12 protein-coding genes and 1 tRNA gene are annotated in these 12384 nt (G+C 62.4%); 8 read left to right on the top strand and 5 right to left on the bottom strand.

Going from position 1 to position 12384, the window contains the following annotated elements; translation table 11 throughout:
• Nucleotides 1-48 precede the first annotated feature (48 nt).
• A complete protein-coding gene (locus IM737_RS13435; RefSeq protein ID WP_236894465.1) occupies nucleotides 49-450 on the top strand; it encodes a DUF1761 domain-containing protein in 402 nt (133 codons plus the stop codon).
• Here IM737_RS13435 and IM737_RS13430 read toward each other — a convergent pair.
• The 3 genes from IM737_RS13430 to IM737_RS13420 form a co-directional block, all read right to left on the bottom strand.
• Nucleotides 447-2417 (bottom strand): NAD(P)-binding protein, encoded by a 1971-nt coding sequence (locus IM737_RS13430; protein WP_236894464.1) that lies wholly within the window; start codon nucleotides 2415-2417, stop codon nucleotides 447-449. The two genes, IM737_RS13435 and IM737_RS13430, sit on opposite strands and share 4 nt — an antisense overlap.
• Nucleotides 2418-2657: 240 nt before the next feature.
• A complete protein-coding gene (locus IM737_RS13425; protein ID WP_236894463.1) occupies nucleotides 2658-3404 on the bottom strand; it encodes a PadR family transcriptional regulator in 747 nt (248 codons plus the stop codon).
• A gap of 324 nt (nucleotides 3405-3728) precedes the next feature.
• Entirely contained in the window at nucleotides 3729-4721 is a 993-nt protein-coding gene (locus IM737_RS13420) for a complex I NDUFA9 subunit family protein (RefSeq protein ID WP_236894462.1), read from the bottom strand.
• A gap of 143 nt (nucleotides 4722-4864) precedes the next feature.
• On the opposite strand from IM737_RS13420, the gene IM737_RS13415 reads away from it, so the two are divergent.
• Together IM737_RS13415 and IM737_RS13410 are read left to right on the top strand one after the other, a co-directional pair.
• Nucleotides 4865-5227 (top strand): GFA family protein, encoded by a 363-nt coding sequence (locus IM737_RS13415; RefSeq protein ID WP_236894461.1) that lies wholly within the window; start codon nucleotides 4865-4867, stop codon nucleotides 5225-5227.
• A gap of 87 nt (nucleotides 5228-5314) precedes the next feature.
• A tRNA-Leu gene (locus IM737_RS13410) sits at nucleotides 5315-5399 on the top strand.
• Nucleotides 5400-5474: 75 nt separating this feature from the next.
• Here the strand turns inward: IM737_RS13410 and IM737_RS13405 are convergent.
• The gene (locus IM737_RS13405) at nucleotides 5475-6533 is read right to left on the bottom strand and encodes a sensor histidine kinase (protein ID WP_236894460.1); all 1059 of its coding nucleotides are present in this window, start codon (nucleotides 6531-6533) and stop codon (nucleotides 5475-5477) included.
• 298 nt (nucleotides 6534-6831) lie between these two features.
• Between IM737_RS13405 and metK the strand changes: the two genes are divergently transcribed.
• The 3 genes from metK (at nucleotide 6832) to IM737_RS13390 (ending at nucleotide 9293) form a co-directional block, all read left to right on the top strand.
• Nucleotides 6832-8088 carry a methionine adenosyltransferase gene (metK, locus tag IM737_RS13400; RefSeq protein WP_236894459.1) on the top strand — a complete coding sequence of 419 codons (1257 nt, stop codon included), beginning with the start codon at nucleotides 6832-6834 and terminating at the stop codon, nucleotides 8086-8088.
• A 5-nt stretch (nucleotides 8089-8093) separates the two neighbouring features.
• A complete protein-coding gene (trmB, locus tag IM737_RS13395; RefSeq protein WP_236894458.1) occupies nucleotides 8094-8795 on the top strand; it encodes a tRNA (guanosine(46)-N7)-methyltransferase TrmB in 702 nt (233 codons plus the stop codon).
• A 108-nt stretch (nucleotides 8796-8903) separates the two neighbouring features.
• Complete coding sequence (locus IM737_RS13390) at nucleotides 8904-9293, top strand: winged helix-turn-helix transcriptional regulator (RefSeq protein ID WP_236894457.1); 390 nt, start codon at nucleotides 8904-8906, stop codon at nucleotides 9291-9293.
• A gap of 46 nt (nucleotides 9294-9339) precedes the next feature.
• Here the strand turns inward: IM737_RS13390 and IM737_RS13385 are convergent, their stop codons facing one another.
• On the bottom strand, nucleotides 9340-9624 hold the full coding sequence (locus tag IM737_RS13385) for a hypothetical protein (protein WP_236894456.1): 285 nt from the start codon (nucleotides 9622-9624) through the stop codon (nucleotides 9340-9342).
• Nucleotides 9625-10144: 520 nt separating this feature from the next.
• Between IM737_RS13385 and rimP the strand changes: the two genes are divergently transcribed.
• Nucleotides 10145-10759, top strand: coding sequence for a ribosome maturation factor RimP (rimP, locus tag IM737_RS13380; protein ID WP_236894455.1), 615 nt, complete (start codon nucleotides 10145-10147; stop codon nucleotides 10757-10759).
• The gene (gene nusA, locus IM737_RS13375; RefSeq protein ID WP_236894454.1) at nucleotides 10760-12361 is read left to right on the top strand and encodes a transcription termination factor NusA; all 1602 of its coding nucleotides are present in this window, start codon (nucleotides 10760-10762) and stop codon (nucleotides 12359-12361) included.
• Nucleotides 12362-12384 lie beyond the last annotated feature (23 nt).

Genomic DNA, 12384 nt, shown 5'->3' with positions numbered 1-12384 from the left:
GCGGCATCCCGGCATGATCGGCTCAACCAAATCGGGGGATATTCAAGCATGCCTATCGTCAACTGGCTGGCGGTGATCGCCGCGGCGCTGTCGATGTTCGTCATCGGCGGCATCTGGTATTCGCCCCTGCTGTTCGACAAGGCCTGGCGCCGCGCCGCCAATCTCAGCGACCAGGACGTGGCGCGCGGCAGTCCAGCGGTGATCTTCGGGGTGGCGTTCATCCTCACCCTGATCATGGCGGCAAACCTCGCCTTCTTCATCGCCGGCCCCGAGACGACACTCGGCTTTGCCATCGGCGCTGCCGTTGCCGCCGGCTTCGGCTGGGCCGCGCTCAGCGTCGGTGTGCTCACCCTGTTCGAGCGCCGGCCGCTGAGCTATTTCCTGATCAACGGCGGCTATCTGACTGTCGGCTTTGCCGTGATGGGCCTGATCCTGGGGCTCTGGCGCTAGAGCCCCACCATCTCGCGCGGCGGGCCGGGGAATTTGCTGTAGTCGGTTAGCGTCGCCTTGTCGCCGAGCAGGTCATGCACCGCCCGCGCCGCCTGGTCGATGGCGGAATGGACATAGGCATAGGCGCCGGAGTCTGAATTGGCGATGGCGATGCGGCCCCAGGGCTGGCGCGCCGTCTCGATCGGCAGCGGACCGTCGGGCCAATAGCTGTCCCAGGGCCGCATATATTCGAGCGCATAGCCATGGCTCCAACGGTTGCAGGTGATCGCCTCGATATCGGTGGCCGCATCGAAGCCGAACGATCCCAGCGCCCGATCCAGCATGTCGCGGATTTCCCGCTCCATATCCTCGAACGAAATGCCCGTCAGCTCATAGCGCCCCGCCTGCGCCTGCTCGCGCGCCGACATGGCCGGATCGCCGGTCAATGGAATTTTCGAGAGATGAAGAATGATCGGGTCGGAAGGCGTGTCGGCAAACTTGTAGTCGCCCATCGACACCGGGAAATCGATTTCGGCGCCGCCCCAGAAGCCGGTGACGTCGCTGATCCCGGCAATTTTGGCCTTGTCCAAGGCCTCCCAGTTGCGCAGCAGCACATTGGTATAGATCAGCGGCACCTTATGCTGGTCCTGCAGCGCGGTGATCTGCGCCTCGCCCAGCTCGTCAGTGAGATAGGGGATGATCCGGTGCCAGCAGGCCAGCACCACCTGGTTGGCTTTCACCGTCTTGAGGCTTTCCCCCTCCAGATAGGTCAGCGTCACGCTCTCGGCATTTGCCGGATCGCCGTCATGCTTGACCCGCACCACCGACGCGTTGAGCCGAAGCCTGACATCATTGCCCGCCACATCGAGCAGCGCGTAGTCGACCGGCGTCGTCACCAGGTCTTCCATGGTCGAACCCGGCAGCGCGTCAGGGATCAGCGTCCGCACCAGCGAGCGCGCCACCCCGGCATTGCCGTCGGGGAAGTGATATATGTAGGGGTCCGGATCAGTCAGCGCCAAGCGGCCGGACGGGCTCATGGTCTTGTAGGGCATGTCGCCCAGGTCCATGCCGTCAAAGCCTGGATTCCAGTTGCCCCAGGCATCGAGCGCCGTTGTACCCTCGATGCCCATGCCGAAATAGGCTTCGGTGGAATGCTGGAAATACTTCACCAGCTCGGCGTCGTAGCCGCAGATCTCGGTGAGGAAGGCGGCATAGGTGGTCTGCGACAGCAGCTCCAGCTTCTCCTCGCGGCTCTTGCCCGGCAGGTAGTCGGGTGGCGCGTCGATCAATTCGATGAGATTGGCCTTGGCCGCGTCTTTGAGCGGGGTATTCGGCACCCATTCCGCTGCTGTCTCCGCCGTCACCACCAGCGTGTCCGACGCGGTGCCCCAATCCTCCTTGCGGAACAGGATGGCGTCGCCCAGCTCACGATCCTCGTGCCAGCTCTCGTCGTAGTAGTCCTCGAACTTCTCAACCTGCACGCCGATATCGGCGAGCACATCCTTGACCAGCGGCGAGAAATAGGTCGGCGTCTGCAAGGACTGGCTGCCGCCATATCCCAGAATGGTCTTGCCATTGCTGGCGACGAATTCGTTGCGCCGCGCATGGCCGCCGAAATCGTCATTGTTTTCGAGGATGAGTATCTTGGCGCCCGGCGCCTGCCGCTGATAGAGCCGCGCCGCCGACAGCCCCGAAATGCCGCCGCCGACGACCACGAGATCGTAGCTTTCGCCGGTGTCGCTCACCGCGGGCGCCGAGTCCCAGAAAGTGCCGTCGCGCACCGCATGCATGATGTTCATCGCGGTTTCGCTATGCCCGCGCAGGCCGGCGATCTTGGGTGGATAGGCGCTGCCCTGCGCATGCGCCGCGCCCGGCATCAGCGCCGTAGCCGCGATCCCGGCCGTGGCCAAAGCCACGCCGTTGAGAAAATCGCGCCTCGTGATCGGGCGATCCATGCCCAGTTGGCGGTCGCGCTCTGACAGGCTCATTCGGCTTCTCCCTCAACGAGTTACCTTGGTTGGGGCGAGCATGCCGGGAATCTGGGGGGAAGACAATGTGGGCCAAGGAGAGTTTGGTCCTTCGCCTTCTCCCCTTGCGGGAGAAGGCGCCCGAAGGGCGGATGAGGGGTATGGCGTCGCAAGTTAGCTCACGGCAGAACCCCTCACCCGGTTCTTCCGCTGAACGCGGAAGAACCACCCTCTCCCGCAAGGGGAGAGGGTGAGCCGTCCTCAGATGTCGACGTCGTCTTCGCCCAGAGCCTCGATCTCCGCAGCTGCCCGCTGCAGAATCTCGGCCGCTTTCAGATGCTGCTCATGCGAACCGGACCGGGCCTTCTTGATGGCGGCCTTGACCGCCTTGCGGGCATCGTTGAGCTCGGGCGCCACATCCTTGAGGTCGCGATCGGCGCGGTCGAACGAGCCGCTCTCGTCGCGGCCGCCATGTGAGCCATGAGAGCCGCCACGACGCGGACCAAAGCCGGGTCCGTTCTCGTCACGGGTGAACGGCCAGTCGGCCTTGGCGAATTCGCGGAAGCGGTTCATCTGCTCGCCGGCCTTGGCCAGGAAGCCCAGTGTCGATTCGATCGCCTCGCGGTTGTCGGCCAGATGCGTCCGTCCTTCGTCGGTAATGGTATAGAGCTTCTTGTTGCCATCGACCTGCGAGGTAACGTAGCCCGCTTCCTCAAGGAAGGTCAGCGCCGGATAGACGATGCCGGGGCTGGGCGAATAGAAGCCGTTCGACTTTTCCTCGATGGCCCTGATCAGGTCATAGCCGTGGCGCGGCTGCTGCTCGATCAGGAACAGCGCGACCAGACGCAGGTCGCCCGAGGCCAGCATGCGACCGATGCGGAAATTGCCGCCCATATTGCCCCAGCCCTCGCCGCCTTCCATGCCGGCCGAAAAGCGGCCCCAGCCGCGGCGCGCCATGGCTTCCATGCGGCGCCAGTTGGGCTCGCCGTTTCTCCAATATCCATTCATGATGAGTCTCCGATATATCTTGATGTCATTGACAACCAAGATCGGTGCTGATTTCGGCATTTTCAAGATATATCTTACGATTGTTTTTGAGCCGCTCAAAGTCTAGGCAGCACTGCGCTGTTATCAGGGAACTTGGCGCCGACTTGTGCGTTAAGCGATACGGGTTATTCCATGACGGAGGAGATCATGCGTAATACCAAATAGCCAGCCAAGCCCGCAGACAGCGAAAAGCCCGAACGGCGAAAAGGGCCGGTCGGGCTTTGGCTTTATGGCTTGCTGACGATCCTGGGCGGTCTGGCCCTGGTCATCGTTGCCGAATAGGGCCTAGCTGGCGGAGCTATCGACCACCGGCACGTCACGGTCGAACTGGCCGTGCTTGCGATAGCGGTAGAGATAGCTCGGCAGGATCGTATCCATAGCGACCGGCGTGATCCCGAACGCCGCAAAGGTCCGCTTGTCCTTGATGGCGGCCTCGGACACGACATTGTCCTGGCCAAGCAAATCCACCTGGTCTGCTGTCAGCAGCGGCGGGAACGGCAGGATGGCGAAGGGCAGCGCCAGCAGCTTGGCAATGCCCGCCGGCAGCGGCAGCATCGGCCGGTTGCGCTGCGTCTCGCGCTGCACGCGCTCGATCAGCTGCTTGTGGGTTTCGACCTGCGGCCCGCCCAGTTCATAGACGCGACCGGTCTTGACCTTGCCCTCGCCTGCGGCGACGAAAGCGGCGGCTACATCGGTGACATAGGCCGGCTGGAAGCGCGATGCGCCGCCGATCAACGGCAGGACCGGGAAGAAGCGGGCCAGCGCGCCCATCAGGTTGAAAAAACCGTCGCCCTTGCCGAAGATGATCGACGGGCGCAGCACCACTGCCTCCGGAAAGGCCTTGAACACGGCGGCTTCGCCATCGAGCTTGGACGATGCATAGGCGCTGACGCTGGCGGCGCTATCGACACCCAGCGCCGACATATGCACCAGCGCCTTGACCTTGGCAGCCTTGGACGCCTGCGCAATGGCGCCAGCGCCATCCACATGCACGCTTTGAAAGGTCTGCGCGCCACGCTCGTTGCGGATGCCGGTCAGGTTGATGACGATATCGGCGCCGGCAACGGCGCGCTGGATCGAGTTCGCGTTGCGGATATTGGCCTGTACGGGCACGATCTGCCCGACCGTGCCCAGCGTCTTGAGGTGCCCCGCCAGGTCCGGCCGGCGCACCGCGACGCGCACGCGATGACCATGCTGGGCCAGCTGCTGCACGATCTGCGTGCCGACAAAGCCCGAGCCACCGAAGACGGTGACGAGTTTGCGGTCGAGATTGTCCATTTTCAAAGGCTCCGGAGCGAGGGCTTGCTGGTGCCGCTTCTATCGCAAGGCGAGCGCCACTGTCGAGGGCCGGAGGCAGGAATCGGCTTGACTCGCGCAGGTATATGTTCTTGTTTCGTTCTACACAGAGTGAGGAATGCCCCATGTCCGAAAGCAAGACCTACAAAGGCCACTGTCACTGTGGCGCCGTCCGCTACACCGCCACCACCGACCTCGCCTCGATGGGCGATTGCAACTGCTCGCGCTGCAAGCGCCTGGGCTGGGTGATGCAGTCGGTGCCGGCAGCCGACTTCACGCTCGAAAGCGGTGAGGACAATCTCAGTCTCTTCCATTTCAATACCGAAACCATCGACCATCTGTTCTGCAAGACCTGCGGCATCGAATCCTTCGCCCGCGGCAGCGACGGCAAGGGCAACGAGCTGGTGATGATCAACGTCAACTGCCTGGACGACATGCCCCTGGTCGACCGCAGCAGCATCAAGCACTGGGACGGGGCCAACTGGTAACGGCTTGCGTCTCCGGCCAACGCATTGTGACGCCATTGCGAAAGCCGGTTGACATCGTCCGGCGCTGCCCCTAGTTACACCGCGCCTGCCCAGATGGCGGAATTGGTAGACGCGCACGGTTCAGGTCCGTGTACCGCAAGGTGTGAAGGTTCGAGTCCTTTTCTGGGCACCAAGTTTTAAGCCCCGGTCGTGACAGATGTCACGACCGGGGCTTTTGCTTTTCCGGTTTGTGGCGCCGTGTATACGTCTAGTGAGCTGCGAGCGACAGCCTTGGCGCCAGATCGACGATATCCAGGTGTTCAACAGCGACATGGGTGCCTGGTCTGGCATTGGTCACGACGATTGCGGCCCCCAGCTGCCTGGCCAGAGCTTCGACGATGCTGGTCCCCAGTCCCGGCTTGGCGCTGCCGGGCGATGTCGGCATGCCAACGCCATCGTCGCAAACGGTCAGGGTCCAATCCGCTCCATCAGAGCGATAGTCGACGACGATCTTGCCCTTTCGTTTCGCCGGGAAGGCATGCTTGAGCCCATTGATCACCAGTTCGGTGATGATCAGGCCCAGGCTGACCGACACTTCGGAAACCGCGACGCTGTCATCGCATGTCACCTCGATGCTGATCTTGGAGCGGTCGCGGATCATCGACGCGCCGATGCTGCGGCATAGGTCGGTGAAGTAGCTGCGCAGATCGACATCGCCCAGCCGCGACGCTGCCAGCTGGCGCTGCAGACTGGCGACCGACATGACCCTGTCATGCGCGTCGTTGAGTTGACCGCGAGCCTCCTCGGACCCGCTGGTACTGGCACTCTGCATCAGCACGCTGGCGATGATCTGCAGGCTGTTGGCCACCCGATGCTGCAGTTCCTGCAGCAGGATGGCCTTTTCGCGCAGCAGATTGTCCTTCAGCTTCTCGGCCGCCTTGGCGGTGGTCACGTCCACGACTGACAGCATGATGCGGATGTCTTCATCCTTGCCGTAGTGAAGACGATGAGCCTCCAGCACCAGGTCACGGTCGCCCTGACCTGTGCGCTTCAGGGCCATCTCGTAGCCGTTAATGGCAGATTTTCCAGACATCGCCGATACCAGCCCGGCCATGAGCTGAGCCACGTTCCACTCACCGCCCCCCAATTCGGCCAGCAGGCTTCCCGGCACGCTGGCGGGGTCGAGGCCAAAGGCGGAACAGAATGAGGCACTGGCCGCCACGACTCTGAGGTCGCGATCCAGCAGGATGATTGGCGTGTTCGATGTGATGACGATCGCGAGCATGAGGCTCGAGGCCGCGTCGGCAGACGGCGGGAGGCTTGCCATGAAAAATGGCCCTCATGCCGGCGGCTCGCGGTGCGAAAGCCAGACCCGGCAGGTATGAACAGCTACAATGAATAGGAATGTCTGGCGCATTGCGACCGATTATTACTGTGGGCCCTTGTCGCCAGCAAAGCAACCCGGCCGGTGCCGCACGCGAGCAGCGCCAATTCCTGCTCCGAAATTAGGTCACCACATATCAAGCTTTCTTTATATCCGCCTTGACCCGCATGGCTATGGATGTCACAAACCCCTCAGAATAGCTCGTTTTGAGCGATTTTCGGCAAGTTCAGGGGATTCTCGCTTGGCACGGTCTTCTTATCTCTTCACTTCGGAATCGGTTTCCGAGGGCCATCCGGACAAGGTTTGCGACCGGATCAGCGATGAAATCGTCGACCTGGTGTTCCGCGAGGCCAAGAAGACCGGCATGGACCCCTCAAAGGTCCGCATCGCCTGCGAGACGCTGGCCACCACCAATCGCGTGGTCATTGCCGGCGAGGTGCGCGTGCCCGATTCGCTGCTGAAGAAGGGCAAGGACGGCAAGGTGCTGCTCGATGCCGCCGGCCACCCGGTGGTCAACCCGTCCAAGTTCAAGTCCACCGCCCGCAAGGCCATCCGCGCCATCGGCTACGAACAGGCCGGCTTCCACTGGAAGATCGCCAAGATCGACGTGCTGCTGCATGGCCAGTCGGCCGATATCGCCCAGGGCGTCGACGAGAAGGACAACAAGGATGTTGGTGCCGGCGACCAGGGCATCATGTTTGGCTATGCCAGCCGCGAGACGCCCGAACTGCTGCCGGCGCCAATCTACTACGCCCACAAGATCCTCGAAGTGCTGACCCTGGCCCGCAAGGAAGGCACCGGCCCGGCCAAGGTGCTCGGCCCCGATGCCAAGAGCCAGGTGACCGTGCGCTACGAAGACGGCAAGCCGGTCGGCGTCACCCAGATCGTGCTGTCGACCCAGCACCTGGACGCCTCGCTGAGCTCGGCCGATGTGCGCAAGATCGTCGAGCCCTATATCCGCTCGGCTTTGCCCGAGGGCTGGATCACCAAGGACACCGTCTGGCACGTCAATCCGACCGGCAAGTTCGTGGTCGGCGGCCCCGACGGCGATGCTGGCCTCACCGGTCGCAAGATCATCGTCGACACCTATGGCGGCGCAGCCCCGCATGGTGGCGGCGCCTTCTCGGGCAAGGACCCGACCAAGGTCGATCGTTCGGCGGCCTATGCCGCGCGCTACCTCGCCAAGAACGTGGTCGCGGCTGGCCTTGCCGATCGTGCCACGATCCAGCTCAGCTATGCCATCGGCGTGGCGCAGCCACTCTCGATCTATGTCGACCTGCACGGCACCGGCAAGGTGGACGAAGCGGTGGTCGAGAATGCGCTGTCCAAGGTGATGGACCTCACCCCGCGCGGCATCCGCACCCATCTCGATCTCAACAAACCCATCTATGCCCGCACATCTGCCTATGGGCATTTCGGCCGCAAGGCCGGCCGTGACGGCTCATTCTCCTGGGAAAAGACCGACCTGGTCAGCGCCCTCAAGGCTGCGGTGAAGTAACAGCCTTGTCCCACGAACTGCCAAAAACGCGTTCCGGCGCGCCGCGCGCGTTTTTCGGCCGCCGCTCCGGCAAGAAATTGCATGGCGGCCAGCAGGCGGTGTTTGACGCCACCCTGCCCGCCCTTGAAATCAAGCTCAGCGGACATCTTGACCCGCGGGAGCTGTTTCCCGATGCGGACAGGATCATCGTCGAGATCGGCTATGGCGGCGGCGAACACCTGGCGCTCGAAGCCAGCAGGCATCCGGATACCGGCTATATCGGCTGCGAGGTATTCACCGGCGGTATCGGCAAGATGGTGCAGGCCATCGCCGCCCAGGAGCTGCGCAATATTCGCCTCTTCACCGACGATGCGCTCAAACTCCTGGTCGAGCTGCCCGACGCCTCGCTCGACGAAGTCTACCTGCTCTATCCCGATCCCTGGCCAAAGACGCGTCATCACAAGCGGCGGTTCGTATCGCCCACCACGCTGGCCGAGCTGGCGCGGGTGATCCGGCCTGGCGGCGTGTTCCACTTCGCCACCGATATCGAGGATTATGCCAACTGGACCCTGGCCCATATCGTAAGGGCGCCGGCCTTCCGTTTTGCGCCGGAAAGGCCGGGCGGCTGGCATGAACCCTATCCCGGCTGGGAAGCCACCCGCTACGAGCAGAAGGCCCGCCGCGAAGGCCGCATGATCAGCTTCTACCTGAGTTTCACGCGAGTTTAGGCGGCACGCCGGCATGGCAGGCATGTCAAAGTTTAATGATCTGCCGCTCTGGAACCGCCGCAATCGCGCCCCATATGCGGACTTCGATTATCAGCGTCGGGGCCTGCCATGTCTGTTCAATCCAGCCGCGTTCACCACGATGACGAGGACGTGCTGATGGCGCGGCCGGGCAAGTGGACACTGACCATCGTCACGCTGCTGCGGAGCGAAACGCTGCGCTTCAACGAACTCAAGCGCCATGCCTCGGGCATTTCCCAGAAGACGCTGACGGTGACGCTGCGGGAGCTGGAACGCGACGGGTTCATCACCCGCACCATGTTCGCCACCATTCCACCGCGCGTCGATTACGAATTGACCGAACTCGGCCTGGAATTGCTGGACCTGGCCGACGGCCTCAGGACCTTTGCCGAGCGCAATCGGAAGCGCGTATTGGCCGCCCGCGAGCGCTTCGACGCCTCGGGTGGCGAGCCGGTGATCCGGCTCATCCACGCCGAGTGAGACAACAGGCGCCGTCGGCGAACCGGCGGCGCCATGTGCGGCACGCTTAGAGCGAAACCTGGTTCAGCGAACCGGGGGTGTAGAACTGCATCACTTCGGAGCCGTCTTCGAGGGTCACATAGGCGCGGATCAGGCCGCCCCAGTTTTCCACCGACGTGGCATTGACGCCCTGTTCGTTGAGACGGTCGACGATGGTGCTGGCAACCCAGTCCTGGTCGTCATTGTCGCCCGTACCAAAGACGGGGGTGATGCCGGTACCGGCATAAGCCGGCAGGGCAACGGCGGAAACGGAAGCGACGGCGACGACGGCGAGTACAATGTTCTTGATCATTTCAGGTGTTCCTTTCGTTTGAACACCCCGGAGATGATCCTGCCCCGGCAAACCCTCAAGTGACGATTTCCATGAATCTTGCCCTTGAACTTCGCATCTTCGTCGCCAGAGTTTTATCAAAGATATCAAGGGTTTCCAAGGAACCCAGGTTTCTTCCAGGCAACTACGTACCCTTGATGTGCCGCTCGGCCGCGCCGGGCTTTGCGCCGTGCGGGACCGCTTTTCGCATAGGCAAAGAGGCGGCCACGAGACCCCGCTCGCCCCAGATTTGATCACCCCGACGGAAACAAGAGCTACGCAGAATTTTTTCGAAGAATCGCAAAAAACTTCGCTGCGGCTCGGTCGGTGTCGCAAATCCGGAAGTGCAACGCGGCGACCGGGCAGCGCGGGCCGGTAAGTCGCGACTTTGCTGACACCTTGCGCCATCCGGCCTTCGGCGCTATACAGGCGCCAACATCTCAGCAAGTTTGCAGAGTGGGAGCCGCCCGGCCCCGCTCTTTTTTATTACCCAGAAAGACCGATGAGCTTCGATCTCTCCGAAAAGCGCTTTATCAAGGAAACCGGCCTCGAAGCCCGGGTTTCCCGCATTGTCGAGCCGGTGGCCAATGGTCTCGGCTTTGCCCTGGTCCGAGTGAAGATCACCCAGGAAAACGGCATGACGCTGCAGATCATGGCCGAGGACGAGCACGGGCGCTTCACCATCGTCAACTGCGAAGCGCTGAGCAAAGACCTCTCGCCGGTGCTCGATGTCGAAGACCCGATTGATCGCGAATATCACCTCGAGGTCAGCTCCCCCGGCATCGACCGGCCTCTGGTGCGCCGCCGTGACTTCGTCGCCTATGTCGGTCACGAGGCCAAGATCGAACTGTCAGACATGATCAATGGCCGCAAGCGTTTCCGCGGCTTCATCAAGTCTGCCGATGACGAAGCGGTGGTGATCACCCTGCCCGACGCCCCGGCCGGGACCGATCCTGACCATCGCCTGCTGCTGTCGACCATTGCCGAAGCCAAGCTGGTGATGACCGATGCCCTGATGGAAAAGGCGCGCCTCGACCAGGAAGCGAACCCCATCGACGACGACGATACTGAAACTGTCGAATACGACGATACTGATGACTCCGAGGAGATCCATTAAATGGCTGTGAGCGCGAACCGCCTCGAGCTGCTGCAGATTGCAGATGCCGTTGCCCGTGAAAAGTCGATCGACCGCATGGTCGTGATCGAGGCAATGCAGGACGCCATGGAGAAGGCCGCCAAGGGCCGCTACGGCGCCGAGACCGAGATCAAGGTCGAGATCAACCCGCGCTCGGGCGAAACCCGCATGTGGCGCCTGCTCGAAATCGTCGAGGTCATCGAAGAGAACAGCCGCCAGATCGATCTCAAGCGCGCCCAGCTCAAGTCGCCCGAAGCCAAGATCGGCGACTTCCTGACCGAGCCGCTGCCGCCGATGGAATTCGGCCGTATCGCCGCGCAGTCGGCCAAGCAGGTCATCGTGCAGAAGGTGCGCGATGCCGAGCGCGAGCGCATGTATGACGAATACTTCAACCGCATCGGCGAGATCGTCAACGGTACCGTCAAGCGCGTCGAATATGGCAATGTCATCGTCGACCTGGGTCGTGGCGAAGCCATCATCCGCCGCGACGAGCTGATCCCACGCGAAATGTTCCGCTATGGCGATCGCGTCCGCGCCTATGTCTATGACGTGCGCCGCGAACAGCGCGGCCCGCAGATTTTCCTCAGCCGCACCCATCCGCAGTTCATGGCCAAGCTGTTCATGCAGGAAGTGCCTGAAATCTACGATGGCGTCATCACCATCCGTTCGATCGCTCGCGATCCGGGTTCTCGCGCCAAGATCGCCGTGACCTCGTCGGACTCTTCGATTGATCCCGTCGGCGCCTGCGTCGGTATGCGCGGTTCGCGCGTCCAGGCCGTGGTCGCCGAACTGCAGGGCGAGAAGATCGACATCATCCCGTGGACCGACACCATTGCCGACCTCGTGGTTTCGGCTTTGCAGCCGGCCGATGTCGCCAAGGTGGTGCTCGACGAGCAGGCCGAGCGCATCGAAGTCGTCGTGCCCGATGAACAGCTGTCGCTGGCCATTGGCCGCCGCGGCCAGAATGTGCGCCTCGCTTCGCAGCTGATCGGCTGGGATATCGACATCCTGACCGAGCAGGAAGAAAGCGAACGCCGCCAGAAGGAATTCACCGAGCGCTCGAGCCTGTTCATGGCGGCCCTTGACGTTGACGAGATGGTTGCCCAGCTATTGGCTTCCGAAGGTTTCTCCACCGTCGAGGAACTGGCCTATATTGACGCCAACGAAATCGCGTCGATCGATGGCTTCGACGAAGAAACTGCCGGCGAAATCCAGAACCGTGCCGCCGAATACCTGGCGGCCATCGATCGGGCCCATGACGAAGAGCGCAAGAAGCTCGGCGTCGAGGACGAACTCTATGAGATCGCCGGCCTCACCGCGTCCATGCTGGTCGCATTGGGCAAGGAAGACATCAAGACGGTGGAAGACTTTGCCGGCTGCGCTGCAGACGATCTGATCGGCTGGAGCGAACGCAAGGATGGCGAAACCAAGCGCTTCGAAGGCACCTTCAAGGATTTCCCGGTGTCGCGCGAAGAAGCCGAAGACATGATCATGCAGGCCCGCATCAAGGCCGGCTGGATCAACCAGGAAGACCTGCCGCAGCTGCAGGAAGAAGAACTGGCTGCTGACGAGGCGACGGCTTAGGCCGTTTCGGAGCGAGGGACCAG

Source organism: Devosia sp. SL43, from assembly GCF_021729885.1.
Classification (GTDB): Bacteria; Pseudomonadota; Alphaproteobacteria; order Rhizobiales; family Devosiaceae; genus Devosia.
Note: the sequence above shows the minus strand (reverse complement) of the source record. Positions and strands in the feature narration are given on the sequence as shown.